This is a genomic window from Fodinicola feengrottensis, from assembly GCF_039530045.1.
In the GTDB taxonomy this organism is placed as follows: domain Bacteria; phylum Actinomycetota; class Actinomycetes; order Mycobacteriales; family HKI-0501; genus Fodinicola; species Fodinicola feengrottensis.
The window spans coordinates 201,005-228,004 of sequence record NZ_BAAANY010000003.1 but is presented as its reverse complement, the minus strand read 5'-3'; the positions used below and the strand labels follow the sequence as shown (position 1 = coordinate 228,004).

Here is a 27,000-nt window from a genome sequence, read left to right as displayed (position 1 = left end):
ATGTCCGGACGTTCGCGGTGGTGGCTGGCCCCGAAAATCTTCCTGATCATCGCGGTTTTGGCCGCAATAACGCCATCCCAGCCGGCGGTCGCGGGGACCCAGGTGTGCTCGGTCTATTGCGACACCCGTGATCCGTCGTTGGCGCGGCAGGAAACTTTCCCCGTTTCGAATAAGATCGTTAATGGGCGACGTATTGTCCTGCACGTTTCCGATGCCGACGCGATGGCGTGGGCCAGCATCGACGATGGGACGACCGGGGACTCGGTCTGGCTCGACCGGAGCTGGGACGGCGGCACGACGTGGGACGGATTGCTGGGAAAGGCAAGCATTCCCGCGACGTGGACCGGCACTCGTACGCTCATGTACAACCTCGCGGACCCGTCGAATCACCGTCGAGGTCTGCTGCGTGCCTGTGGCGACGCGCAGGGCGTTGCCTGCACGGATTGGGCGTACGTACGAGTGTGCGACGCGGCCTGTGATGGCACCGACGCGTCCGGCGCGGTCGGCGACGATCAGCCGGTGCCGCCGACGACCTTGAATGGCCGGGAGTTCGCCCTGCATATGGACAATCGCGGGATGGCCTGGGCAACCCTTTCGGCCGGCCGTGCCGGCGACGAGGTGTGGTTGGACCGGTCCTGGAACGAGGGCGCCTCCTGGCCGGACGGATCATCGCTGGGACGCCTCAGTGTCGGCTCCGGCGCGACTTCCACCCGGACCGCACTTTTCGCCACCCGAGATCCGAAATCGCTGCTCTATGGCGGTGCCGTACGGGCCTGCGGCCGGGCGGTCGAGGGCTCCAACGGCAGCTGTACGGCGTGGGCTCGGCCGGCCAGCGATCGTCCGGCGGCGGCCGCTGACGCGTTGATGTATTCGTACGACCCGAACACCGCCTGGTGGCCGTCGAGCTGGTGGAACTCGGCCGTCGCGGTCACCACGATGATGGATTACCTGCAGCGGACCGGAAGCACCAGTCAGCGCTGGATTGTCGACCGCACATTCGAGGTCAACAAAGGCGTCTTCCCGGCCGGGGTGAAAAGCAGCGACCCGATCGAGGGAAACTTCGCCAGCCGGGCGATCGACGACACCGAATGGTGGGGCATCGCTTGGATCCAGGCGTACGACCTGACCCATGACGCGAAATACCTGTCGATGGCCCAGACCATTGGGCAGTACGTGCAGGGATATTGGGATACCACCTGCGGTGGTGGGGTGTGGTGGAACCGCGAGCGTACGTACAAAAACGCGATCACCAACGGCCTTTATGTCCGGTTGGCGGCCGCCCTGCACAATCGGCTGCTCGCAGACACCACCTGGTTGGGCCGGGCGATCGCGGGTTGGAACTGGTTCTCGGCCAGCGGCATGATCAATGCCAGCGGATTGGTCAACGACGGCATCGACAGCGGCTGCCACAACAATGGCGGCACGGTGTGGACGTACAACCAGGGACTCGCGATGGGTGCAGCGCTGGAACTGTGGCGAGCCACCGGTGATCCGACTCAACTCGCGGCGGCCCGTCGGCTCGCCGACGCGGCGATCACGTCATCTTCGTTGAGCCCGAACGGCATTCTCACCGAGTCGTGCGACCCGGCCAACACCTGCGACGACAACCAAAAGCAGTTCAAGGGCATCTTCATGCGGTATTTGCTGGATCTTTTGACCGCGACCGGCGACTCCGGATATCGGGGGTACGCCCAACGGCAGGCGGATGCGATCTGGCAGCACGATCGCGATCCGCTGAACCGAATAGGTCAACGCTGGGCTGGGGCGACACCGAACGCCCAGGACTGGCGGACGCAGGCGAGCGGGCTCGGTGGTCTGCTAGGCGCCTGAATCCCATCTCTCCAACGCAAAGGAGCAGCCTCATGCGCAGCTGGAAGATCGCCGCTGTTGGCACCGCGGCGGTGGCCCTGGCCACCGTCGCCGGACTCGCCCTGTTCTCCGGCACCGGCCAGGCGGCCACCGCCGCCCTGGGCAGCAACTGGTACGCCTCCGCGCCGTACGTGATGCCGGAAGACAACAGCCCGCCGGACGTGGCCGCCGTCATGGACGCGACCGGTCAAAAAGCGTTCCAATTGGCCTTTATTCTGGATTCCGGCGGCTGCACGCCATCGTGGGGCGGCACCTCGCCGATCTCGTCGGACACCGCGGCTGGCGCGCTGATCAACACCGTTCGGAGCAAAGGTGGGGATGTTTCGGTCTCCATCGGCGGTTACGGCGGCACCAAACTGGGCCAGAACTGTGGCAGCCCGGCGGCTACCGCGGCCGCGTACCAGCAGGTGATCAGCAAATACAGCCTGCACGCAATCGACTTCGACCTGGAGGAGCCGGAGTACGAAAACGACGCGGCGGTGAACAACGAGCTCGGTGCGGCGCAGATCCTGCAGCGCAACAACTCCGGGCTTTACGTGTCCGTCACGATGCCCGGCACCACCTCCGGCGCCGGCTACTTCGGCACTTTGTTGCTGGACAAGTCCAAGACTTTGGGCTTCACTCCGGACAACTTCTCCATCATGCCGTTCGACGGCGGTTTCAACGGCGCCACGGATCAGATCAACGCGTTGGAAAGTTTTCACGGACTGCTCGAATCGCACCTCGGCTGGAGCAGCGCCACCGCGTACGCCCACGAAGGCGCGTCGTTGATGAACGGCCGCTCGGACACCGGTGAATTCTTCCGGCAAGCCGATTTCCAGTCCGTGTTGAACTACGCGACCAGCCACGGCCTGGCCCGCTTCACCTTCTGGGCGGTGAACCGGGACCGGCAGTGTTCGCCGCCGGACAACAACGGCCAGACCTCCGGCGTCTGCAGCAGTGTCACGCAGAATTCCTGGGACTTCACCAAATACTCGGCGACATTCGCCGGCGCCACGCCACCCACCAGCGGCCCGTCGTCCTCGCCGACGGCGCCGCCGCCGCCGACCTCCGCGCCTCCGGGCGGCGGCTGCTCGGCGGCCGCGTGGAGCGCCACCACGACGTACAACGGCGGCGCGGTCGTCTCGTACGGCAGCCACCAGTGGACCGCGAAATGGTGGAGCTACGGTGACATTCCCGGCGGTCCCGCCGGCGTCTGGGCCGACAACGGCGCCTGTTGAGCAGTGGAAGCAGCCCCAATCCCAGGAGGATTCTTGTGCGAACCAACAGAAGGCTGGCCTTCACCGGTGCCGCGTTCGCGGTCGCCTCGCTGCTGGCCCTGACCACCGCGCTGCTGGGTGCGGCCAGTCCGGCCACCGCCAACACCACCGGCGCGCCGGCCACCAGCGGTGGCATCAAGGTGGCCTATTACGACCAGTGGTCGATCTACCAGAACGCCTTCTATCTCAAGAACGTCGACAACGAAGGCATCGCTGGGAAACTCGACTACATGCTGTACGACTTCGCGAACGTCGATCCGACCAACCTGACCTGTTTCGAGGCGAACAAGGCGGCTTCGCAGGACGAGAACGACCCGAACGCCGGTGACGGCGCCGGAGACTCCTTCGCGGACTACCAGAAGTCGTTCGGCTCGGACATCAGCGTCGACGGCACCGCGGACGTGTGGAACCAGCCCATCGTCGGCAATTTCCACCAGTTGCAGGAGTTGAAGGCGCGGCACCCGAACCTGAAGGTGCTGCTGTCGATCGGCGGCTGGACGTATTCCAAGTTCTTCTCCGACGCGGCGGCCAGTGACGCGGCCCGCAAGAAACTGGTCTCGTCCTGCATCAACATGTTCATCAAGGGAAACCTGCCCGTACAGGGTGGCTATGGCGGCGACGGTACGGCGAAGGGCATCTTCGACGGCTTCGACATCGACTGGGAATACCCGGGCGGTGGCGGCCACACCGGCAACCACTCCAGTGCCGCCGACAAGCAGAACTTCACCGCGCTGCTGGCCGAATTCCGGTCCGAGCTCAACACGCAGGGCTCGGCGGACGGTAAAACGTACGCGCTGACCGCTGCTTTGGGCGCTGGGCAGGACAAGATCAAGAACCTGGAGACCGACAAGATTGGCCAGTACCTCACCTTCGGGGACCCGATGACGTATGACATGCACGGCGGTTGGGAGGCGACCGGACCGACCAACCACCAGTCGCCGCTGTTCTCCGGCCCGAACGACCCGATGGCCCCGATCCCGCCGGGCACCGCGAAATACAACGTCGACGAGGCCATCAAGGCGTTCACCGTCGGGGATTCCCAGTACGGCATTCCTGGTGGTTTCCCAGCCGCCAAGCTGAACATTGGCGTGCCGTTCTACTATCGCGGCTGGACGGGCGTACCAGCCGGCAGCAACCACGGGCTCTTCCAGACCGCCACCGGTCCGGCGCCAGGTGCGGCCGACTCCGGAAACGTGGCTGGAATCCGGATGTACAAAGAACTTTCCGGGGTTGTCGACAACCCGAGCGACACTTTCTGGGACGACAGCGCGAAAGCCTCCTATTTCTACGACGGCACGAATTTCTGGTCGGGGGAGAACACCCGGTCCATCCAGGCCAAGGCCGACTACCTGCACTGCAACGGACTCGGCGGCACCATGATGTTCTCGCTCTACGACCTCGATCCGGGCACCACCTTGTTCAACGCGGCGGTAACCGACACCGGTGGCTCGGCGGCGAGCTGCCCGGCCGGCCCCACGCCGACACCGAGCACGACGTCAGCGGGACCGACTCCGCCAGCCTCGCCGACACCGACTCCGCCGGCCAGTCCCAGCCCCACTCCGACTCCGCCGGGCGGATCGGGAGCTGTCACCAACGGCACTTTTGAGACCGGCAGCCTCACTCCGTGGACCTGCACCGCTGGCTCGGGCAGCGTACAAGGCGGCACTGTCCACAGTGGAACGCACGCTTTGTCAGCAACACCAAGCAACAGTGACACCGCTCAATGCACCCAAACGGTGGCCGTCAAACCGGGAACGGCTTACACACTGACCGGCTGGGTGAACGGCAGCAACACCTATCTGGGCGCCACCGGCACCGGCGGAACGGATCCCTCCACCTGGGCCACCACCAGCGGCGGCTGGCAGAAACTCACGCTCACCTTCACCACCGGCGCCGCCACCAGCAGCATCACCGTCTTCACCCACGGCTGGTACGGCACCGGCACGTACTACGTGGACGACATCGCCCTCGCGTAGCGGTGGACGTTTTGGCCGCGATGCCTCATCGCGTGCGCCACCCGCACGCGATCAGGCATCGCCGCCAAAGTCACGGGAGATATTCCCAGAAACCTCCGGAACCGTCGCTCGTCCTCGCGACCCAGGGCGGCTCAGCCTGGGGGACTATCGGCCGCTCGGTACGGGCTCGGCCACGACGGGCTGCGGTACGGTCGTACGCCCCTTCTGGTTGGGCATCCAGATGACGCAGATAATGGCCGCTGCCAGGGCGAAACTCGCGCCGACCAGGAAGCCCAGCCGGAATCCGCCGGTCAGCGCGACCGGGTCGGACGCGCCGGCGGCCAGCAGTGCGTGAGTCCGAGTGCTCGCGAGGGTGGCCAGGATCGCCAACCCCAACGCGGATCCCACCTGCTGGCTGACATTGACCAGGCCGCCGGCGAGCCCGGAGTCGGCGGCTGGCACTGCGGTGACCGCGGAAATGTTGATGGCCACCGACGCGAGACCGCCACCGGCCGAGACCACAATGGACGGACCGAGAATGTCGGCGAGGAAGCTGCCGGTCGGACTTACCTGGCTGAACCAGCCCAGGCCGGCGGCGGCCAGCACCAGCCCGGTCACCATCGCCGTCTTCAAGCCCATTTTTGTGACCACTCGGGCCGAAATCTGAGCGAAAATCATCACGCAGACGGCCTGCGGCAGGAACGCCAGTCCGGCGGCGAGCGGCGGATAGTGCAGGGCCTGCTGCATGTAGAGCGAAAGGAAATAGAGCATCGAGAACATGCCAGCGCCGAAGATCAGCAGGGCAATGTTGGCCACTGTTGGCACCCGCATCCGGAAGAACCGGAAATGCACCAGCGGAGCCGGCGACCGGATCTCGATGACGACGAAAACCCCCAGCAGAACCGCCGCTGTCAGCAGGAATCCAATCGTACGCACCGAAATCCAGCCGGCTTCCTGGGTGCCAACCAACGCGAAGACCAACAGTGAAAGCCCGGCGGTGACAGTCACCGCACCGGGAAGGTCCAGCCGGGGGTGCCCCTGTTCGCCGCCACCGGCCGGCAGCAGTCGTGGCGCGAGCAGCGCGACCACCAGCGCGACCGGTGCGTTCACCCAGAAAATCCACGGCCAGCCAACCGTGTTGGTGAGCACTCCGCCGAGCAGGACACCGGCCGCGCCGCCACCGCCGGCGACCGCGCCCCAAACGCCCATGGCCGTGTTTCGCTCGGCTGGTTCGGTGAAAACGGTCGCTACCAAGGAAAGCGCGGCGGGCGCGAGCAGTGCGCCGCCAACGCCCTGCAATGCACGTGAGGCGATCAGCAGGCCAGCGGTTGGTGCGGCCCCGTTGGCCAGCGACGCGAGCGCGAAAACCAGCAACCCGGCCATGAACACTCGACGCCGGCCGAACAGGTCAGCTGCTCGCCCGCCCAGCAACAGAAAACCGCCGAACGCCAACACATAAGCGTTGACGACCCAGGAAAGACCTTGGTCAGTGAAATGCAGGGACGTACCAATAGCAGGCAGTGCGACATTGACGATTGTCATATCCAGCACCACAATGAACTGTGTGGCGGCGAGCAACGCCAACACCGCCCATCGACGGTCGAGGATTTTCATCGAAAACTCCGCTCCTTGATCGGTGAAAACGCAGAGACGTACCCATCGCCGGCAGCGAGACATTGACGATTGTCATATAGCCGCATCTACTCAGACGGTGAGCTCGGCACTCGTTTTCGCTGCCCTTTGGTTCGGCGCTGTCTCGACGGTTGGCGGTTTGAGGTGTCTGGTGGCCACGGCGACCGGGACCGCGAGGGCTGCGATGACCAGGCCTGCGATCACCGCGGACGAGGTGGTGAACGTACTGATCGCCAGGCCGCCCGCGGTTGAGCCGAAGGCGATGCCCACGTTGATCGCAGAGGCGGGTAGCGAAGAGGCCAAGGCACCTCCGGGCCCAGCCAGGCTGACTACCCGGTACTGGATCGATGGGGTCATTCCCATCGCGAACAGCCCGAGAGCCGCCAACGCCAGGGCTACCAGGGCGGCGACTGCGCCGACGAGGCTGAGGGCCAGCAGGGATACTGCGACACCGATGGTGCCGACGAGCAGGGTGCGCGCGGCGTTTCGGTCTGCGTACCGGCCGCCGCCGAAGGTGCCCACTGCTGTAGCTATTCCGTACACCAGCAGGAAGACGCTGATCAGCGGACCGGAGATTCCGGTGATGTGCTGCAGGAACGGCACGATGTAGGTCACTGCTGCGAAGATCGCGGCGAACGTCAGGAAGTTGAGTCCGAGCACGGCTAGTACCCGTGGGGCGAATGCATATCTGGCTTGGCCTGCTGCGCCGCCGGTACTGGGGACGGATGGGACCAGCGCCAAAATCGCGATCAGCGCGAGAACGCCGAGTACGACAACCCCGACAAAGGAGCCACGCCAGCCCAGCGCCTGGCCGACCCACGTCCCCAGCGGCACGCCCACGGCGGCCGACACCGAGACGCCGGACAGGACCACGCCCATGGCCCGTCCCCTGCGCTCAGGCCGCACGATCGTCGTAGCTGCCACAAAAGCGACCCCGATGAACAGCCCTTGCAGCGCGCCGCCAACCGCCCGGGCGGCGATGAACAGGCCAAGGCTGGAAGTCAGTGCAGGCACCAGGTTGGCCAGGACAAACAGCGCGAGGGCGCCGATCAGTACGGTCCGCTTGTTGAGTTTGATCGTCGCGGCGGTCAGGACGGGGCCGCCGAGCGCCAGCCCCAGGGCGTTGGCGGTGAGCAACCCGCCGGCGGAGGGGATGGAGACGCGAAGGTCGGCCGCTATCAGGTCCAGTACGCCGACCACGAGCAGCTCGGCACTGCCCAGCACGAACGTAGCGAGGAACAGCGTGACGAGAACGACGTTCGCCCTTCGCTGGCTCAACGCCTCTGGTGGGGAGCTTATGTGAACCATGGGAATCTCCACTCTGTGCCGGTCGTGCAGAGTGCCAACGACCTACTCAGAGCCTTCAACAGTCCCAGTTGGTGAACAATGACCAGTCTCTAATGGGCAGTGCCGAATCGGTTTATCGATGAGCCGAGATTTCCTCGACAAACGCCCGAATGGTGGTGTTTTCGTGGGCCGTTCGCCACATCGGCAGCAGCACCATCGGTGCCAGGCCATTGACCTCGACCACTCGCATGTCCGGGCGCGGATAGCGATCCAGCAGCCCGACGAAAGTCACATGCAGCGCTTTCGTACGGGTAACGATGGTGAAAATATCCTCCAGAACTGGTTCCGTCCGGCCCAACAGCCCGGGCAGATCCTGTTCGGTCCGGTGGATGGGTCGGCCGGCCGGGGTGGTTCGCGGCACCCACGCCTCCACGTATTTCCCGGCCGGGCGGCTCGGATCGACGATCTCGTAGTCGGCGAGTTCCTCCACATCGATCGTCGACCGGTTGGCGAACGGATGGTCCTCGCGTACGAGCACGCCTCTCGGGAGGCGAATCAGCACCGGGCCGACAGACAGGCCCGGCTCGGTCAGCGCGTCCCCGGAGCCGCCCGGTGACCAGCACAGCACGACCTCGGCCGTACCGTCGTCGAGATCGGCCCGCGGCACCATGGCATGCCGCATCGGCAGCGCGACCACCGTTGTTCGGCAGTGCGGATACGCCCGCTCGAAGGGCGCGATGAGCTCGCTCGCGAGCGAGCCGCCGATCGACTGCATGTAGCCGACGCGAAGCTCCGCGGCGACCTCCCGGGACGCCGCCCGGGTGTCCCGCACGGCAAGGAGCAGCTGCTCGTACGGCTGCTGGACGGTCTGCCGGAATCGCTCGCCGAGCGCGGTCAGCGTGACGCGGCGGCTGGTCCGGTCGAACAGCGGTCCGCCGAGCTCGCGTTCAAGATCGCGAATAAGCTGGCTCACGCGCGCTTGGCTGACATGCAATCGGGTCGCTGACCGGCCGAAATGCAACTCCTGCGCGAGCACCAGGAACGTCTCCAGCTCCCGGAACTCCATGCCGCCAGCGTACTGGATGTGGTGTCTATACGTGCTGTCTAGTGGGCCGCCGGCTACCCTTCCCAGCATGGCGCGAGAGACCCGGCGGGAGGACCGCGAGCTTCGCCGGAACATTCTGGACGCCACCACGCGGCTGCTCGGCCGGTGCAAGTTCGCCGACCTCACCGTCGCGGACATCCTCGCCGAAGCCGGGATTTCCCGTGGCAGCTTCTATTTCTACTTCCAGGGCAAACATGAGGTGCTGGCCGAGCTGGTCCGGCAAGCGATCGACCAGGGCCACAAAACGTCGGCCAGCTGGCTGGGGCACCGGGACGAATCGGATCGCCGTGCCGCGATCCGGCGGTCGATCGCGGACGGCGCCCAGCTGTGGAGCGAGCAGGCGGCGGTGTTGCGCGCCATCGTCGAGCACTGGCGCGACGACCCCGCGCTGGAGGAGCTCTGGCGCGGCCAGATGGACAGTTTCGCGAAGACCACCGCCGAGCGCATTGACGCGGACCGCGCGGCCGGGGCGATCAGCCACCACGCGATCGACTCGCAGACCCTCGCGGCCACCCTGACCTGGCTCGGCGAGCGGCTCTACTATCTCGCCGCGACCGGCACGCCGCCATTCGACAACCAGTCCGAGCTGGTGGACGTACTGACGCATATGTGGATGACCACGCTCTATGCGGAAAGTCCTCGGTGACTATACATACTGTCTAGACAGTATGTATGTTCTGTCGTCGAGGGCATCTCTGCGAAAGGACACCATGGTCACCAGGCGCAACATACGTTTCACTGTCGACGGTCTGAGCCTCGCCGGGACTCTGCACGAACCCGATACCAGGGACGCGGGCGCCCGCCCAGCGGTGCTGGTCGCGGGCCCATCGCCGCAGGTCAAAGAGCAGGTCCCGGACACGTACGCGGTACGGATCGCGGCTGCTGGCTTCCCGGCCCTGACGATCGACTTCCGCGGCTTCGGTGAGTCCGAAGGCCAGCCCCGGCTGCGCGAGATGCCGGCCGGCAAGCTCGCCGATCTACGAGCGGCCGTCAGTTTCCTGGCCGCCCAACCGGACATCGACGCCGACCGGATAGCGATCGTCGGGATCTGCGCCGGGGCCGGATACGCGCTCAAAGCCGCCGCCCAGGATCCGCGGCTGGCCGCGTTCGCCGGCATCGCAGGCTTCTACCCGGATCTGCGGACGCTGCGGGACGCGATGGGCGAAGACGGCTACCGCGCCGCGCTCCGGCAGGCGATCGAGGTGCTGGCGGAAGAGGATCGTACGGGCGAGGTCGGGTATCTCCCACACGTCGGCCCAATCGGCGCTCATGCCCTGCTCCAAGGCGGCGAGGTGTACGAGTTCTACGGCTCTGAGCGAGCCGCCTCTGCGAACTATCGCAACGAAATTACCGCGGACACCATGTACACGATGCTGACTCTCGACACTGCGACGGCCGCCGACCTGGTCGGTGTCCCGGCACTGATCGTGCACGGTGAAAAGGACGGGGCATGTCCGCCGGAGCGGGCCGTCGCGGTCCACGATCGGCTGGCCGGTCCGGCGCGGCTGGAGTGGCTCCCGGTCGACACCCACATCGGTTTCTACGACGACGAGGCATCTATCGGTCCCGCGATCGCCGCTCTCACCGACTTCCTCGACAAATCCCTGTAACCGGGTTGGCGAGGGCAACCACGCGGAAGTGGGGACGCGGGTAGCCGGGAGGCCCTACCCTTCTCAGGCGAGACCGCGAATGTCTGATGGGAGCTGGTTCGGGCGATGTCTGGCGACGCGGAAGTCGGTGTCAGCGCTGGTGAAGTGCCGGCCGGACCGAGTGATGCGGAGCTGATCACCGCAGCCAGAAGCGGTGAAGCCGACGCGTACGAGACGCTCTACCGCCGGCATTGCGAGGCCGCGCGGCGATACGCGTTGAGCCTCGCCGGCAATCCGGCTGACCGCGACGACCTCGTCTCGGAGGCGTTCGCCAAGGTGTTGTCGGCGTTGCGAGCCGGCGGCGGCCCGGATCTGGCGTTCCGTTCGTACCTTCTTTCGGTCGTACGGAACGCCTTCTATGACCGGACGCGGCAGGAGCGCCGGGTCGACGTGACCGACGACATGGAGCGGCACGACACCCCGGTGGCGTTCGCTGACACCGTGGTGGACGGCTTCGAACGTACGCTCGCGGCCCGCGCGTTCGCGACGCTGCCAGAGCGGTGGCAGATGGTCCTCTGGCACACCGAGGTGGAAGGCGACTCGCCCGCCGAAGTGGCCCCGTTGTTGGGGTTGACGCCGAACGGCGTAGCGGCATTGGCGTACCGGGCTCGCGAGCGACTGCGACAGGCGTACCTGTCCGTCCACTGCGCCGACGTCCCGCAGAACACGGTGGTCGCGGGCACTACCTGCGGCTGGACCACCGAGCATCTGGGCGCCCGGGTGCGCGGTGGCCTCAGCAAGCGGGAAGCCACCAAGGTGGATGCCCACCTGCACGATTGTGCGCAATGCGAGGTGCTCTACGGCGAGCTGGGCGAGCTCAACTCGGGCCTGCGTGGCGTACTCGCTCCGCTGATCCTGACCGCTGCCGTCACCGGCTACTTCCTGAAGCCGGCTGGGATCATCGCCGGTGCTGGCAGTGGTCTCGCGGGCATCTGGCACGGAGTGGTGTTCGGCGCCCAGCGGACCAAGGACTTCGCCCGGCAGCCGGCCGGGGTGGCGACGGTGGCCGGGGCGATCGTGCTGATTGCTCTGGCGGCATTCGCATTTGTGCTTTCGGACAGCCCGCAGAAACCGACCAAGCCGCCGGCGGCCGCGGCAGCGGCACCGCCAGCAGCGCCGCCAGGAGGCGGCGGTGGTACGGCGCCGCATCCGCCGCCAGCGGCGCCGAACGCTCCGGCTGGCCAGCCACCGGCCGCGGTGAAGCCGCCGCCCGGGGTGGTTCCGTCTCTTTCCCCATCCGCCGCGCCACCGGCGTCGCCGTCCCCGCAACCGTCGGCCAGTGCATCACGGGTGCCGCCGACGCCGCCCGCTCGGAGTGGGATTCGAGTGCGCGTACGGGTAGGTGTCCCGCCGCTGCATGTCGGCGTGTCGGTCGGCGTCGGCGGGCACCGCGGGTTGGTGGGCGTTGGGGTGAAGATTCGGATCGTGCCGCCGGTCATTCAGGACTGCCCGTTGCTGGCGTTGCACTGCGATCAGCCGTGACGTGGGCTATCGCTGGGTCGCGTCGCGGGCTGCGGTGATGAAGCGGCGGCCGAGACGTTTTCGGGCGCCATAGTCGATCAGGCCGACTCTCAGATCGATTTCCATGGTCAGCCGTGCCCCACCGGCGGCCGGCTGGACGGTCGCCTCGACGACCATTCCCCAGGTGAGCACGCTGGTGCCAATAGTGAAGGTGACGACGCCGTTCTTTTGCTGGTAGAGGGGATTTTTCCCCTTGACCGCTTCGATGGCGGCCGGGATTGCCTTCCACAGCTGGGCCGGTGGTACGGGGAAATCCTGCTGGACTGTGGTCACGCTTTCCACGGTAGCTGATGTCGGCAAGGGCGAGTGGATTTCCGTAGATGGTGGCAGGGCTTGGACGGCCGGTTGGATTTTCTATGCGGCGAGTTGGTTGATTCCGCGGATGGGTCTTCGTCCGTCGGCCCAGCCGCTAATTCTACCGCCACCACCGACAGTTCGACCGCGTTTCGCCTATCAGGAAATGCTCATTTTCTCAATGCCACCAACAAAACGTAGAGCGAGCGCGTTCACGTACAAGCAGCGCGTACAGGGCAACTGAAAGGCCCAAGAAAGGGCGCCTGGCTAGTGTCGGTATCGCTCGGGCGATCGCCTGAGTCCGATCATTTTTCCATCCAGACTATGTGGAGGAACAATCATGCGTAAAACTTTGACCGGCTCGCGCTCGGCGAGAGTTGTCCGGCGGGTTTCGTTGTCGGCGGGGCTCCTGCTGGCCTCTGCTGGGATCCTCGCCACCACAGCGACGCCGGCGTCCGCGGACAGTGGGTCCAGTGTGGCGCTCTGGATTCGGGCGTCTGGCGGGGTGATCAACTGGGAGCAGTGGATCGAGGATGAGCCGGCGGGCGTGTACAACGTCCATTTCTGGCGGGCCGGCGGCGGCTGGGATTACAACACTCCTGCGTACAACTATGCCCTGCGAGTGGTGCCGGGGAACGTCTACAACGTGCCAGTGCCGGCCGGTGCGGTGGTGTGTGGTGAGCTGTGGAACCACAAGCCTGGCGGCGGGTACGGCTCCTGGGGCCTGCCATGTGTGGAAATGAGCTCATAGACGTTTCGCGACGAGTACGCCGGACAGGAGCAGAGGCTCCTGTCCGGCCTCGCTGCTTCAGCTGACCGGGGCGAGGGTTTTGCGGCGGCTGCCGCGAAAGGCCAGCAGGGCGATCGCGATCATGCCGATGCCGAAGACCAGGCCGGCGGTGTAGCCGCCGGCGATGCCGACCACCTTGGGCGCCGGCGGTGACAGCGATGCGAGCACTGTCACGAAAATCGCCACGCCGAGGGTGTTGCCGATCGGTGGGGTGGCCTGCAGGACACCGGAGGCGACGCCGAACTCGCCGTCCGGGATCCCGGTCATGCCGAGCACCATGGCGGCCACCGAGATGAATCCGGTGCCAACGCCGAAGAGCAGAAAGGGGCCCAGCACAACGGAAAGGAAGGTGCTTGTCGCGGAAACCTGCGTCAGCCACGCCATGCCCGCCAGCATCAGGACCGCGCCGGCCACCATCACCGGTTTCGGGCCGGTACGCCGCAGCAGCCGTGGCACGGCCCGGCTGGCCACCAGATACGGGACGGTGGAAGGAAGAACCGCGAGGCCGGACTGTAGCGGGGTGTAGCCCAGCACGGTTTGCAGGTAGATCGTCAGGAAGAACAGCGCGCCGCCGTTCGACGCGAAAACCAGCGCGCGCATTGCGTACGCACCGGAGCGTTCCCGGTCGCGGAACAACCACAGCGGCACGATGGGCTGGCTGGCTCGGCTCTCCACCGCCACGAAGGTCGCCAGCAGGACGGCGGCGACGGCGAGAATGGCGACTGTCAGCGGCTCGGTCCAGCCGTTCTCGGCGGCTCGGATGAAGCCGTACACCAGCAGGGTCATGCCGGTGGTCACGGTCAGTGCGCCGGCGAAGTCGAAACGGGCCCGGCGGCGGCTGGACTCGCCGATGCACAGCGGGGTGAGGATCACGATCGCGATGCCGACCGGGACGGTCACGAACAGCGTCGCGCGCCACGTCCACGCGGCAAGAACACCACCCAGGACCAGCCCGAACACCATCGCCACACTGTTCGTGCTAGCGAAGATGGCGATCGCGCGGGACCGCTGGGGGCCTTCGTCGAAAGTGGTGTTGATAAGCGCGAGGGCGCCCGGGCCGGCGAGCGCGGCGCCGACGCCCTGAACGGCCCTGGCGGCCAGCAGCCAGCTCGGCGTGAGCGCGCAGCCGCCGGCCACCGACGCCAGGCTGAAGAGCATGACTCCGGTGAGGAACACCCGGCGGTGGCCGAGAATGTCGCCGGCCCGGCCACCGAGGAGCATCAGCCCGCCGAAGGCGAGGGTGTACGCGTTCGCCACCCACGACAGGTCAGCCGCGGAGAATCCCAGCCCGCGTTGGATGCTGGGCAGTGCCACATTGACGATCGTCGAGTCGACGACCAAGGTGACCTGGCAGGCCACGATGACGATGAGAGCCAGTCGCTTGGCCGCGTTTTCCCGCACCACCGATGGTGATCCGGCCGAACGGCCACGCGCAACCAGCTGTTCAGGCCAAAATTGGCCATTCCGGCAGAAACAAAACTCGCCGATCCCGGCACGAGGGATCGGCGAGCAGTTCGACGCGAATTAGTCGTTGGCGGGCGTTTTGATGAGGAAAGCCCCGAAAATCGCGACTAGCGACACGATGGCGGCGACCAGGAAAGCGGTGTGGATGCCGCCAGCGGTGCTTTCGATCGCGTTGGCACCAGCGCCGGCGAGGGCGGCGGAACGGACGCTGAGGATGGCGACCAGCAGGGCCACCCCGGCGGCGCCGGCGAGCTGCTGGGTGGTCGCGAAGATCGCGCTGCCGTACGAGTAGAGCTTCGGCTCGACCGCGCCGAGACCGCCGGTGAACAGCGGGGTGAAGACGAAGGCCAGCCCGGTGCTGAGCAGCAGGTGGAAAACCAGCACCAGCCAGATCGGGCTGGTCGCGGTGAAGAACGTGGTCGACCAGAGCGCCGCGCTGGTGATCACCGCGCCGGGCACCAACAGCTTGCGGATGCCGAAGCGGTCGTAGAGCCGTCCCACCACCGGTCCCAGCAGTCCCATCAGCAACCCGCCGGGCAGCAGCAGCAAGCCGGTGACGACCGGCTCCAGGTGCAACACGGTCTGCAGGTAGATCGGCAGCAGCACGATGGTGCCCAGCAGGGTCATCATCATCAGCGCCATCATCGCCGAGGAGAGCGTGAACGTACGCGACTTGAACGTACGCAGGTCCAGCAGCGCGCGATCGGTGCGCTGCAGGAGCAGCTGGCGAACCACGAAAGCGGTCAGCCCGACGCCACCGACCACGAACGGCAGCCAGAGCGGGAGCACGGATGGCGCAGACGAGGTCTGGCCGATGCTGCTCAGCCCGTACACCAGGCCGCCGAACCCGAAGACGGACAGGATCACCGACGGGATGTCGATGGGCGTGTGGCTCTGCTCGCCGACGTTCTTCATCTGCCGTACGCCGATGACCAGCGTGACCAGCGCGATCGGCAGCACTGTCCAGAACATCGCGCGCCAGCCGAGCAGGTTGAGCAGGATGCCGGAGATGGTCGGGCCGATCGCCGGCGCCACCGAGATGACGATCGACAGGTTGCCCATCACCGCGCCGCGGCGGGCCGGCGGGACCAGCGTCATGACGGTCGTCATCAACAGCGGCATCATGATCGCCGTACCGCTGGCCTGGATGAACCTGGCAGCCAGCAGCACCGGGAAGCCGGGAGCCAGCGCGGCGGTGAGGGTGCCGGTGCTGAAGAGCACCATGGCGATGCCGTAGAGCGTACGAGTGTGGACGCGGCGGATCAGGAAGCCGGTGATCGGGATGATCACCGCCATCGTCAGCAGGAAGCCGGCGGTGAGCCATTGGCCGGTGTTCGGATCGACGTTCAACTTCTGCATCAGCACTGGCAGCGCGACGCTCATGATGGTCTCATTGAGCAGCACAACAAACGTCGAGACGAGCAGAACGCCGATGACCGTACGGTCGCGGGCGCTCATCTTGTTCGGGTCGGTGACAGCGGGGTCACTGAGCGTTGTCAGGTCCACGGACCGCTGCCCTTCAGTACGTTCGTCGACGTCGCGCGCGGCGCTGGTCCGGCGAGCTGTGTCGTTGGTTGGCATGGTTATGGCCCTTCGATGTCTTGCCTGAGGTCTTGTAGCAATAGGGACTGTGTACTAGGCCAGAACTCATCGCCGCTACCAAGATATTTCAGTTCCCCGCGTGATGGTGTAACCGCTCTCACTCTCTATCAGCCAGATGGCAGCGCACTCAGCGCTGCTGCCGATCGTGGAGTGGACCGAAGAAGGCGGCTTCGGGAGGGGAAGTCAGCATATGGCGGCACATCAGCCGATGCGGCCGGGCCCTGGTGACAGGGCGACGGCGGTGACCGCGAGAGGTCCCGGTCACCGCCGCCATTCACCGTCTTCCGAACCGGCGCCCTTCGCCGCGGTTGGCGAGGGGGCAGGCTCACCGCCGCGTCGGGTCACCGGCCGGAAGAACGGTCGATCAGGGTTCTTGTCCGTTGGTCACCTCCGGTCGCGTCGAGGCCTCTAAAGAATAGCGATCGGCGGTTGGGTACGGGGAATTGTTCGACTGCGGATAAATCAGGGCTTTTTGTGGCGCGGATCCGTCAACACCGGCAGCCGGGTGGCGACCAAGGCCGACCGCAGGACCTGAATGCCATGTGCGGTGGCTGGATTAATTCCGGTGAGCTCGCGAATGCGCTGCAGTCGATAGGTGAGGGTCCGCCGGTGGATGTGCAGCGCTTTGGTGGTCCGCTCCCGATCCAGTCCGCAGTCGAAAAGAGTTTCCAGCGTGTGGGTGAGATCTTTCCCGGACCCCAACGGGGTCAGCAGGTCGGCCAACCGCTGCCGGACAGCCGGTTGCCGGGCGACCGCCAACTCGATCAGCAACTCCTGCATTTGGTACGGGCGCAGTCGTACGTCGGGCATCGCGGCCACCAGCAAAAGCGCTTCGCGGGCTTCGTCCACGGCGGCTGGGACGGCTTGCGGCGTCGGCGCGAAGGCCTGCGTCGCGTACATTCCCGGGCCGGCGGTTCTTCCCAACGCGAGGACCAGGTCCGCGATCCCGACTCGGGCGGGCGCCGCATTTTCCAACGTGGGAAGCAGAATGATGAGTTCGCCGGAATCCGCTCGAAAAAGCGCGTCGGGAAGGGCAGCTCGTACGGTGGCCGCGCACCGGCTCCAGTCGACGCCGTTTCGGGGTCGGCACAGCAGCACCAGAAATCCAGTGGCCGGATCGACTCCAGCGGTGGTCGCGACGGTGGGCGCGGGCGTACCGTCCAGCAGGTTTTGCAGCAACAACTCACGAGCTGGCCGGAGATCGCCGGTATCGCGGCACACCTGGAGATAGGTGTTCGTGACCGCCTGGACGGCCCGGTCGAGCTGGTCGACTCCCCAGGAAGTGAAATCGATCAGTTCGGCTCGGTCGTCCGCGGCCGCGGAGGCGAAACATTCCCGCAGGCCGGTCACATATGCCACCTCGAATCCGGCCCGAATGTCCGCCAGCGGGAAATGGTCCGTCGCGCGGCGCTGGCCAATCATGGCGAGCAGACTCAAATCCTCGGCGGTGAAAGGCTCGTTCGTCATCGCACGTTTCAGCGTGACGTCCCATGTCTCGCGGACCTCGTCCAGCAAAAGGGCGCATTTACTCGCGGGTAACCGGTGATAACCGGGGACGAGGGTGATCATGGCGTCGTGCATGGTGATCGTGGTGCGGTTCTGTCGGGTTCGCAGTCGGTGCAGGAAACCGCCGGTGGTCATGGTGCCACTTTCGTCACGGCTTCCGGGTCCATTTTCACGGCATTCCGGAAGATGTTTTCGGGAAGTCAGATATCGATTTCTCGATCGAGAGTAGAACTGTCGACAGTGAGTGTCAAGGCATAACTGTCCGTGACGCGGAGGGTACATTTCTACCGGCCTGGGTAGTTCTTCGGCAATAAAACTGCGCGTATTAACAACTGTCGCCAGGGCTTGGGCGGGGTTGTAATGGTCAGGTAGACATCCGATTTGGCGGGTAATGCCAGAAGCGTCTGGTCTCGGGGTTTCCGCGCGCTGGGGGAACAAGTGCACATCATCGCGGTCTCGAAGGTCCATCCGAACGAAACAGGAAGTGGGTGCGCGGTGGCGCCGTCCGCCGGGAACGACCTGGCCGTCGACCAGAATTCCGTGGAGCTGGTACGAATTTCCTCACTGGTACTGACAAGTTGGCCGCGGCTGAGTGGGGAAATCGCCGAACACTCCCGGCTGCTCGCCGAGCTGAACGACAACCTGCCGCCCATTCTTGTGCACCGGCGGACGATGCGGGTGATCGACGGAATGCACAGAGTGCGGGCCGCGCAGCTGCGCGGCCGCAGCCACATCGCCGCCGGCTTCTTCGACGGCTCCGAGCGGGACGCGTTTGTCCTTGCCGTACGAGAGAATGTCGCGCATGGTCTGCCGCTGTCCCGGGGCGACCGCAAGGCCGCCGCGGTGCGGATCCTGCAGTTTCATCCGAACTGGTCGAATCGTACGGTCGGCGAGGCGGCTGGCCTTTCGGAAGGCACCGTACGCACGATCAGGCGGCAGTCCATGGTGGAAGGTGTTTCCGGTGACGAAAAACGCGTCGGCCGGGACGGCAGGACCCGGCCGTTGAACAGCGCCAACGGCCGACGCCGGGCCAGCGCGCTTATTCTCGCCGATCCGGGCGTGGCTCTGCGTGCGGTCGCCCAGGCCAGTGGAATTTCGGTGAGCACCGCGCACGACGTCCGGCGGCGCGTTCAGCTGGGGGAGGACCCGGTGCCGGCTGGCCAGCAGGGCGGCGCCCGGCCGCTGCGGCTTTGTGCTACCGAAAAAGAGACCGGTCCGGCCGGCGGTCGGACCCGGTTGCGGGCGCTCAAGGACGATCCTTCGTTGCGCTACAACGAGGCCGGCCGGGATCTGCTGCGCTGGCTGGATGCGCACCTGGTCGAACCCACCGACTGGCAGGGCTGGCTGGACAGCGTCCCGCCGCACTGCACGGACGTGGTGGCCGCGCTGGCGCTGGAATCCGCGCGGGCCTGGCAGGCGCTGGCGACCACTCTCACCGGCAACGCACCTTAACGAAGAAATTCAACCTCGAAAAGACGCCAGTCGAACACCAGAGGTCTCTCAGTGGCGGAGTTGTCGGTACGCCGTGATGGCTCCCGGATGCAGCGGAATCCGGCCGGTGGCCAGCAAAGTCGGGGTGTCCAGGAACTGGGTGCCGACAACCTCGGGCGGGACGAGCTGGGCGGAACGGGTGACCAGGACGTTGGTCACCGCCGCCGCGATGGCCGGGTCGAGGTCGGCTCGGCAGGTCAGCAGCGTGGCCACCCCGACCGTACGGACCGCGAGCTGTTGGCCGTACACCCCTGGAGGGGCTACCGCGGCATCGTACAGATCCGGGAACTTTCCCTGCAGATCAGCGAGAACCAGCTGAAGATCGAGCATCCGTACCGGAAACTTTCGGGCCAGGGCGGACAGCAGCGGAGTGGGTATGCCGCCGGACCACAGCAGGGCGTCGACGGACCCGGTCCGCAACGCGACGGCCGCCTGGGCGATCGGGTAATGGCGGACGTCCAGGGCATGGTTTTCCAGCCCCGCCACCGCCAGCAGACGTTGGCCGGTGAAAGCAGCACCTGAGCCGGCGGCGCCCAGCGAGATGCGGGCGCCGGCCAGATCGGCGAGTTGCTGAATCCGGCCGCCAGCAGACACCAGCAGTTGCAGGTAGTCCTCGTACGTCCGGCCGAGTGCTCGCAGCCAGCTGCGGCCGGGCTCGCCGGTGGCCGAGTCGAGCAGCGTCAGCGCGAGGTCGGCCGAGAAAGTCGTCAGCAGCCGCAGATTTTGCTGACTGGCATCGGTTTCCACCACGGTGGGCCGCAGTTTCGGTTCGGTGGCGGCGATCTGCCCGGCGAGCAGGGTGGCGAAGGCGTAGAAAAGCCCGCCGCGCTCGCCGGCCGCGATCCGCAGCGAGGTGGTCGGTCCGCGGTAGGTCTGCGGCCCGCAGGCGCCCAAAACGCCGAGCGCGGCCGTGCCGGGGACGGCACGTAACAACAGCCGGCGTTTCATGGTGTCCTACTTTCCCTGCGCCCGGGCGATCGGAAGCTCCAGTACGACGGTCAGGCCGGCCGGATCGGTGTGCCGCAGGGAAACTCTCCCGTGATGCGCGCGGGCGAGTTGGTCGGCTATCGCGAGGCCCAGGCCGCTGCCCGGCTGTGCGGATGTACGCGCCGACCGCCAGAACCGCCGGGTCGCCGCTGCCAGCTCGTTCGCCGGCAGTCCCGTACCGTTGTCACACAACACGAATCGGCCGGTGGATCCATGCCGCTGGATGCTCGTACGCACCTCGGCGCTTCGCCCCGCATAGCGGATCGCGTTGTCCAGGAACACATCCAGCATCTGCCCGAGGTCGAGCTCGCTGATCGCCACCTCACCCGACCAGCTGTTTTCGTCGGCACATAGGGTGATTTGCGACCTGCATGCGGTTGGCCGCCAGGCGTCGACCCGCTCGGACAGCACCCACCAGCCGGTGCACCGAATCTCCGCGGCCTGCGCGCTGGTGGCGGTGCCGACCGCGAAACTGTCCGCCCGGGCCAACTGCAGAAGGCCGTCCAGCAGCTGTTCCAGCCGGCTCAGCTCGGTCGCGGCCGCGCCCAGCGCGAGCCGGTTTTTCCTTATAGAGCCAGGATCGGTGGCGGCCGCATCCAGTCGCAGGCGCAACGCGGCCATCGGATTGCGCAGCTGGTGGGAGGCGTCCGCGACCAGGTCGCGCTGCTGTTGCGCGGCTTGCGCGAGTGCCTCGCAAAGCCCGTTGAATCGGGCCCCGAGCTCGCGGATTTCCGGCGGTCCGCTGCGGCCGGCCACCCGCACATCCCCGGTCCCGGCCGCCAATGCCTGGGTCGCGGCCTGCAACTCGCGCAGCGGCTGCAGCAGCCACCGGGTCAATCCCAGTGCCAACAGGGCAAAAGACAGCGCGACCGCGGCGAGGCCTGCGCCGACCACGCCCCACGAAACCGCCAGATCCGCCGCGGCCAAGCGCACATTCGCGTCCAGCACGACGGCGCCGCTGACTGTCGTCGGGCCACCTACTGGGAGCGCGAAGACCACGGTTCCCCTCGACCAGGGCAGGAGCAGGGGCGGAGCCGCGATTTGTTGGCTGCGCAGGGCATTCGCGGCCGCGGCGGCGATGGCCGGACGGGTGAGCGAGCCGGATCCGGTGGCCGCCAGCTGGTCTCCGCGGCTGTCCACGAGCACCAGGCCGTCGCCGTAAACGGCCGTGTAGCGCGCCATTTCGGTGGTCACCCTCCTGATGCCACCGGGAGAATGATCCAGCGCCAGCGTCACGAACCAGGCCAGGTCGTGCTGTCGCTGGGCCGCGAACGAGGCCGTACGTGCCGACGCGATCATCAGCGCAAGCGGGACCGCGAGAGCGGTGCTGACCACCAGGGCGAGAACTAGGACCGCGGCGAGGAGTCGACTGCGCATCCTGGTGATTCCTCCAGCCGAAAACCGAATCCGCGAATGGTGGTGATCAGTCCGGGGCGGCCGAGTTTGCCCCGTAGAGCACCGATGTGGACATCCAACGACCGGGACACCGCAAGATACGCGTCTCCCCACACTTCGTCCATCACCAGCTGCCGGCTGACCGCCTCCCCGACCCGGCGCGCGAGGGACGCCAGAATGCCGAATTCGATCGGGGTGAGCGCGACCGGCGTGCCGCCGACAATGACCTGCCGGGAATCCAGTTCAATGTGGATATCCGCGATCTGGACGACGGCGTGAGCGTCGGCGCGGACCGTACGTCCGCGTCGGCGTACCGCTTCGATTCGGGCCAGCAGGACGGTCAGGCCGACCGGTTTCACCAGGTAGTCGTCCGCGCCCAGGCGCAGGCCGCGGATCACGCTCCGATCGTCGTTTCGAGCGGTGAGCACGATAACCGGCACATTGGAGATCCGTCGGAGTTTGCGCAGGCCATCGAGACCGTCCAGGTCCGGCAGCCCGAGATCCAGCAGCACCAGGTCGGCCATGGTGTGATCGCGCAACATGTCGTCCGCGCGGCGAACCCGCAGGGTTCGAATCGCGAAACCGCGCAGCCCGTCGGTCAGTGCGTCCGCGACTCCGTCGTCGTCCTCGACCACCATCACCCGCATGTCGTTCTCATCTCAGTCGAGGTTTTCGGTGTCGCGGTCTATCCAGGATCGCTGCGAAGTTTCCCGCATTCGTGCGTACACCACGAAAGAGACCAGTATGCAGGCGGTCACATACCAGTAGAACCAGTTCTCGTGGCCCTGCTGTTTCAGTGCGAGCGCGATGTATTCGGCGGTTCCACCGAAGATCGCGGTCGCCAGCGCGTACGGGAGGCCGACACCCAGGGCCCGGATATGCACCGGGAAGAGTTCCGCCTTGACCACCGCGCTGATCGAGGTGTAGCCGGCCACGATGACCAGGGCGGACATCATCAGGACGAAGGCCGTGAGCGGATTGTGGGTGCCGGCCAGCAGGGTGAGAATCGGTACGGTGCCCAGTGATCCGGCGATCCCGAAGAACAGCAGCAGCGGGCGGCGCCCGATCCGGTCCGACAGCGCGCCGTAAAGGGGTTGCATCACCACGAAGATCAGCAGCGCGACGAAGTTGATGGTGGTCACCGAGGTTTTGTCGATGCCGCTGGTGTTGATCATGAATTTCTGCATATACGTGGTGTACGTGTAAAACGCCACCGTGCCGCCCATGGTCAGGCCCACCACCAGGAAGAACGATCGGGGGTGGCGCATCAGCGACCGGATGGTCCCGCGTCTTTCGGCGGTCTGTGGGCCGGCCTGCCGGAAACTGGCCGACTCGTCCATGGTCCGGCGCAGCCACACCACGGCGACGGCCGCGAAAGCGCCGACCGCGAAGGCGATTCGCCAGCCCCACAGGGTCAGCTGCCGATCGGTCAGCAGGTGCTGCAGGCCGATCTGCAGGCCGAGCGCCACCAACTGCCCCATCACCAGGGTCACGTACTGGAAAGCCGAGTAGTACCCCCGACGGCCGCGCGGTGCCACCTCGGACAGATATGTTGCCGCGGTGGAATATTCGCCGCCGACCGAGATGCCCTGGACGAGCCGGGCCAGCAGGAGTAATGCTGGCGCGGCCGTACCGATGACCGCATAGCCGGGGTTCGCCGCGATCAGTAACGCACCGACCGCCATCAGGCTCACCGACAGGGTGAGTGCGGCCCGCCGGCCATGCCGATCGGCGTAGCGACCGAGAATCCAACCGCCGACCGGCCGCATCAGGAAACCGACCGCGAACACCCCGGCGGTGTCCAGCAGCTTGGCGGTGAGATCGCCGGACGGGAAGAAAGTCGCCGCGAAGTAGACGCTGAAGGCGGCGTACGCATACCAGTCGTACCACTCGATGAGATTGCCGAGAGAACCCCTGACCACATTGCCGGCAACGCTGTGCCTGGTTCGTACGACCATCGAACTCGCGGAATTCAAAAGATCTCTCCTTTGCTGGCGTCAGCGTCACCTTGGTGGCCGATGTGCCGCGGAGCAAGGAAATGACGGCGTTCTTTACAGTTCCTTAGGAACACTCGTGAGCGCCGCGGGCGTATCCTGGGCAAACTGCCAGGGTGGGTAACGCCGGTCCGGAGAACTGCCGAACTCGGAAAAAAGAAAAAATCTTCTGGTCTGGATTGTTTTCTGTTGGCGGTCACGGGTAATCTCGGGTCCCTTGTTGGCGGAGCAAAATGTTTTCCGGATTTCCGTGAACAGTCAACGATGAATGTTCCCGACAGGGGAGACATGCAAATGCCTGGTCAGACGGACTCCACTCCGGAGCGATTCGGCGCCGCCGCGCAGCAAAACACCGTCCCACTTCCCGTCGACCCGGAGCCGCCACCCGAATGTGGTCGACACCGCCGCCTGGATATCAGGCATGCGCGGATGAGCGCGGTCGGGTGGGCACGAAGATTCTGGTTGGTGAGCCTGCTAACCCTGCTGTTGGGAGCGGTGATCGTCGGGGGCCTGGTCGCGATCGTCGGGGTGTATCAGCCAGCGGACTCCGTGCCCGGCGCATCGGCGACGGCCGCCAGGGCCGTGCCGGCGAGCCAGCACCCCCGTTCGCCAGGTTTTCCCTCGGAGGCCGCGAAAGCCGTACGGGCCACCTTGCCGAGCGGCCATCGGTCCACCCCTGCGCCACCCAAGCGCGACCCCGACGGAGGCAACTCGTGGATTCCGCCGTTTCTGCGACCTTGGCTGTCGCCGGCCCGGTGAGCTGACCGATCATCCTGCGATCGTACGAACGAAAGGAGTGTCTGCTGTGCTTATCAAGCCGGACGAAGACGCCGGGGCCGGTGGCCTGCGGGCGTCGCCGGACCGCTGGCTGGGTGCCAATGTCAGGAAAGGAGCCCGGGACGGTACGTATGTGGTGATCATCCGCGAAAGCCGGTTCGCGTATGCGGTCGCCACTGAAATCGAAGCTCGGGCGGCGGCTCGCGACCGCAGCGTTTCCGCACTTGTGCCACCCCTGCGTGGCCGGGATTTCACTGCTCCCGCGTACGAACGGCTGGTGGGCAACTGGTGCGCGGAGCACCTGCCGGCCGGCGAGAGTCCGGTGCTGGTCGCGCTGTGCGAGGACGGATTGCTTGCGGACCTGCGAAATCTGGGCCTGACCAGCTATGTGGGAATGCCTCCGGGCAGTGAGCGTAAGAAACTGCGCGGGCAGGGCGACTCGTACACGTTGATGGTGCCGGTCACCACCGCGCGTGGCTTTGTCCGGGCGGTGATGGCGAACTCGCTGCCGGCCACCCCGGCCCGGCCGGAACGCAAAATCTGGTCCCGTCCAGGTCATGCGGCGCCTACGATCGGGCCCCGGTTGGCCAGACTGGGTTTGGTGGGCGCCACCGGCATCGCCAGCGCGCTGGTGTTGGCGAACATCTCGGCGGCGGCCCCGGTGATGCCCACACCGCTGGCGCTGGCGCCGGCCCCGGTCGTCCAACAGGGTGGTGCCGGCGCTGCCCCGGATTCCGTAGACCCGGCGCAGGAACCCCTGCATTCACCGCAGAATTCCGTTGCTCCGCAACAGAATCCGGCTGCCGTGCCGCCGGCGGGTTCGCCGTACACACCGCAGCACGCGGCGGCCGAAAGTGGTGGACTGGTGCCGACGCTGCTGTCGGCGCCGGCGCCGCCGGCGCCTCCTGGCGGCGATCAGGGGAATCCGGTGGGATCGGCGGCGGGAGCGGCCTGGAACGGCATCGTGAACGCGGTCGGCAAGACCTGGGACGCGATCCCGAACGGTTACGGATACAACGCGCGCCTGGGGGTTTACGACGGCCCGGGCGGCATGGTGGAACTGACGTTGGGCAAGGACGAGAACGGAAAACCCGCGGCGGCACTCACCAGTGGCCTGGGTTACGGCAAGGGCGGTGCGGTCGTCTACGGCCGGCTGGTGCCGATGCCCAAACCCGGAAACAATGTTCTCTACGTCCAAAAGGCGAACAACGGACCCATCGGCTTGCCGGGATCGACGTACAACGACGTGGGTTTTGGCTGCGATCAGTACGGCCGAAACTGTCACCTCTTCGAAAACTCCCGGGTGGGAAACGGAAAAGGTCGGGTCGGTGGCGTCTGTGAACAGTCCCAGACCAAGGACGAGTGCCAGCCGATCATCCAGTTCGGGGCGAAACCGCTCGGTAAGGGCAACGAGTCGGATATCAACGTGACGGCAACCTGCGTCGCCACCAGCGAGGGCGTCGACGGAAGCTGCCTGCCACCGGGCAGTGAGCCATGGCTGGTGAGCAAGATGCTGCGCTCCCTGCAGAAGATGACGCCTCCCGAGGCGCCGTCCGAAGCAAGCCCGGAAACTCCGGCCGAGGGCTCGCCGGCCGGCGAGGATCCGGTGTACGGCCCCGATGCGCAGCCTCCGTCCGAAGCCGATCCGAACGGCGGGGACGAACAGGCACCCCCGGACGAGCAGGCTCCGCCCGCGGAACAGGCTCCACCGGACGAGACCGTACCGGCTGAGGGTGCACCAGTTGAGGGTGCTCCGACTGAGGGTGCACCGGCCGAAAGTGGTCCGGCGGACGAGGCGCCGGCTGAAGGTGCACCGGTTGAGGGTGCGCCGACCGAACAACCGGCCGAAGGTGCGCCGGCGGAACCCGGCGCGGTGGAAGGCGAGACCGGTCCGGTCGAAGGGCCGCCGGCCGACCCGCCGGGGGTGGCTGGGGATGCGGGTGTTGCCGGGGATTCGTCGAATGTGTCGGCCGAGGGCAGCCCTCCGGACGTACGCACCCCGACCGAACCGTCCAGTTCGGACTGGGGTGACTGGTTCCGGAGGCTGCCGCCGGTCGGCGCGCCGACGAGCATCGCGGGCAGGCTCAACTGGGCTGGTTTTCTCTATTCCATGTTGGGAGCCGACTCGGCTCCGCCCACTGACCCGGCCAACGTGCCACCCGGCTCGCCGGGTGCGCCTTTCGGCGTCAAGAACGGTGTTTACTGCCAATCCGAGGCATGCCCCGAATCGGCGCCAGCGCAGGCGGGCGTCAACGGTCAGGGTGATACTCCGAACAACCTGGGCGTGCCGGACGGCAGCGCGGCCGCGGACACCGGAAACATCAATGATGAGGCCGTTCCGGGGCAGGCTGGGGTGAATGGTCAGGGTGATACGCCGGACAACCTGGGCGCACCTGACGGCGGTTCGTACCCGGACAACGGAA

General features: G+C 66.3%; 20 protein-coding genes and 1 pseudogene. 10 read left to right on the top strand and 11 right to left on the bottom strand.

Going from position 1 to position 27,000, the window contains the following annotated elements; genetic code table 11:
* From ABD301_RS05445 to ABD301_RS05435, 3 genes are read left to right on the top strand one after another with little or no spacing between them, the layout of a single operon-like run.
* Positions 1 to 1,830: a glycoside hydrolase family 76 protein gene (locus ABD301_RS05445; protein ID WP_344307715.1), complete on the top strand. Its 1,830-nt coding sequence runs from the start codon at positions 1 to 3 to the stop codon at positions 1,828 to 1,830.
* Positions 1,831 to 1,862: 32 nt separating this feature from the next.
* A complete protein-coding gene (locus tag ABD301_RS05440; RefSeq protein ID WP_344307713.1) occupies positions 1,863 to 3,089 on the top strand; it encodes a chitinase in 1,227 nt (408 codons plus the stop codon).
* A 35-nt stretch (positions 3,090 to 3,124) separates the two neighbouring features.
* On the top strand, positions 3,125 to 5,104 hold the full coding sequence (locus ABD301_RS05435) for a glycosyl hydrolase family 18 protein (protein ID WP_344307712.1): 1,980 nt from the start codon (positions 3,125 to 3,127) through the stop codon (positions 5,102 to 5,104).
* Between the two features lie 144 nt (positions 5,105 to 5,248).
* Here ABD301_RS05435 and ABD301_RS05430 read toward each other — a convergent pair whose 3' ends face one another.
* The 3 genes from ABD301_RS05430 to ABD301_RS05420 form a co-directional block, all read right to left on the bottom strand.
* Positions 5,249 to 6,697 (bottom strand): MFS transporter, encoded by a 1,449-nt coding sequence (locus ABD301_RS05430; RefSeq protein WP_344307710.1) that lies wholly within the window; start codon positions 6,695 to 6,697, stop codon positions 5,249 to 5,251.
* 90 nt (positions 6,698 to 6,787) lie between these two features.
* On the bottom strand, positions 6,788 to 8,023 hold the full coding sequence (locus tag ABD301_RS05425) for an MFS transporter (protein ID WP_344307708.1): 1,236 nt from the start codon (positions 8,021 to 8,023) through the stop codon (positions 6,788 to 6,790).
* A 112-nt stretch (positions 8,024 to 8,135) separates the two neighbouring features.
* The gene (locus ABD301_RS05420; RefSeq protein ID WP_344307706.1) at positions 8,136 to 9,068 is read right to left on the bottom strand and encodes a LysR family transcriptional regulator; all 933 of its coding nucleotides are present in this window, start codon (positions 9,066 to 9,068) and stop codon (positions 8,136 to 8,138) included.
* 67 nt (positions 9,069 to 9,135) lie between these two features.
* On the opposite strand from ABD301_RS05420, the gene ABD301_RS05415 reads away from it, so the two are divergent.
* The 3 genes from ABD301_RS05415 to ABD301_RS05405 all read left to right on the top strand — a co-directional run bounded on the left by ABD301_RS05415 (position 9,136) and on the right by ABD301_RS05405 (position 12,238).
* Entirely contained in the window at positions 9,136 to 9,753 is a 618-nt protein-coding gene (locus tag ABD301_RS05415; protein ID WP_344307704.1) for a TetR/AcrR family transcriptional regulator, read from the top strand.
* A 64-nt stretch (positions 9,754 to 9,817) separates the two neighbouring features.
* Positions 9,818 to 10,717, top strand: a complete 900-nt coding sequence (locus ABD301_RS05410) for an alpha/beta hydrolase (protein WP_163573186.1) — start codon at positions 9,818 to 9,820, stop codon at positions 10,715 to 10,717.
* A gap of 105 nt (positions 10,718 to 10,822) precedes the next feature.
* Positions 10,823 to 12,238, top strand: coding sequence for an RNA polymerase sigma factor (locus tag ABD301_RS05405; RefSeq protein ID WP_344307702.1), 1,416 nt, complete (start codon positions 10,823 to 10,825; stop codon positions 12,236 to 12,238).
* 6 nt (positions 12,239 to 12,244) lie between these two features.
* Here ABD301_RS05405 and ABD301_RS05400 read toward each other — a convergent pair whose 3' ends face one another.
* On the bottom strand, positions 12,245 to 12,550 hold the full coding sequence (locus ABD301_RS05400; protein ID WP_163573188.1) for a hypothetical protein: 306 nt from the start codon (positions 12,548 to 12,550) through the stop codon (positions 12,245 to 12,247).
* 361 nt (positions 12,551 to 12,911) lie between these two features.
* Here ABD301_RS05400 and ABD301_RS05395 point away from each other — a divergent pair, with 361 nt between their 5' ends.
* Positions 12,912 to 13,322, top strand: a complete 411-nt coding sequence (locus tag ABD301_RS05395; RefSeq protein ID WP_344307699.1) for a hypothetical protein — start codon at positions 12,912 to 12,914, stop codon at positions 13,320 to 13,322.
* A gap of 57 nt (positions 13,323 to 13,379) precedes the next feature.
* On the opposite strand, the gene ABD301_RS05390 is transcribed toward ABD301_RS05395, so the two are convergent.
* From ABD301_RS05390 to ABD301_RS05380, 3 genes are all read right to left on the bottom strand, one after another.
* A complete protein-coding gene (locus tag ABD301_RS05390; RefSeq protein ID WP_163573190.1) occupies positions 13,380 to 14,762 on the bottom strand; it encodes an MFS transporter in 1,383 nt (460 codons plus the stop codon).
* A 123-nt stretch (positions 14,763 to 14,885) separates the two neighbouring features.
* Positions 14,886 to 16,406 carry an MDR family MFS transporter gene (locus ABD301_RS05385; protein WP_344307696.1) on the bottom strand — a complete coding sequence of 507 codons (1,521 nt, stop codon included), beginning with the start codon at positions 16,404 to 16,406 and terminating at the stop codon, positions 14,886 to 14,888.
* Positions 16,407 to 16,889: 483 nt separating this feature from the next.
* Positions 16,890 to 18,068: a PucR family transcriptional regulator gene (locus ABD301_RS05380; RefSeq protein WP_344307694.1), complete on the bottom strand. Its 1,179-nt coding sequence runs from the start codon at positions 18,066 to 18,068 to the stop codon at positions 16,890 to 16,892.
* A gap of 303 nt (positions 18,069 to 18,371) precedes the next feature.
* On the opposite strand from ABD301_RS05380, the gene ABD301_RS05375 reads away from it, so the two are divergent.
* Positions 18,372 to 19,385 carry a ParB/RepB/Spo0J family partition protein gene (locus ABD301_RS05375; RefSeq protein ID WP_344307692.1) on the top strand — a complete coding sequence of 338 codons (1,014 nt, stop codon included), beginning with the start codon at positions 18,372 to 18,374 and terminating at the stop codon, positions 19,383 to 19,385.
* Positions 19,386 to 19,433: 48 nt separating this feature from the next.
* On the opposite strand, the gene ABD301_RS05370 is transcribed toward ABD301_RS05375, so the two are convergent.
* The 4 genes from ABD301_RS05370 to ABD301_RS05355 are packed head-to-tail and all read right to left on the bottom strand — an operon-like array spanning position 19,434 to position 23,764.
* Entirely contained in the window at positions 19,434 to 20,372 is a 939-nt protein-coding gene (locus ABD301_RS05370; RefSeq protein ID WP_163573193.1) for a TAXI family TRAP transporter solute-binding subunit, read from the bottom strand.
* Between the two features lie 6 nt (positions 20,373 to 20,378).
* Positions 20,379 to 21,788 (bottom strand): sensor histidine kinase, encoded by a 1,410-nt coding sequence (locus ABD301_RS05365; protein WP_344307689.1) that lies wholly within the window; start codon positions 21,786 to 21,788, stop codon positions 20,379 to 20,381.
* A complete protein-coding gene (locus ABD301_RS05360; protein WP_163573194.1) occupies positions 21,758 to 22,453 on the bottom strand; it encodes a response regulator transcription factor in 696 nt (231 codons plus the stop codon). Before ABD301_RS05360 ends, ABD301_RS05365 begins: the two co-directional genes overlap by 31 nt.
* 12 nt (positions 22,454 to 22,465) lie before the next feature.
* Positions 22,466 to 23,764 carry an MFS transporter gene (locus ABD301_RS05355; protein ID WP_344307778.1) on the bottom strand — a complete coding sequence of 433 codons (1,299 nt, stop codon included), beginning with the start codon at positions 23,762 to 23,764 and terminating at the stop codon, positions 22,466 to 22,468.
* Between the two features lie 330 nt (positions 23,765 to 24,094).
* On the opposite strand from ABD301_RS05355, the gene ABD301_RS05350 reads away from it, so the two are divergent.
* Together ABD301_RS05350 and ABD301_RS05345 are read left to right on the top strand one after the other, a co-directional pair.
* A complete protein-coding gene (locus ABD301_RS05350) occupies positions 24,095 to 24,559 on the top strand; it encodes a hypothetical protein (RefSeq protein WP_344307686.1) in 465 nt (154 codons plus the stop codon).
* 46 nt (positions 24,560 to 24,605) lie between these two features.
* Positions 24,606 to 27,000, top strand: a pseudogene (locus ABD301_RS05345) (hypothetical protein); the annotation flags it as partial.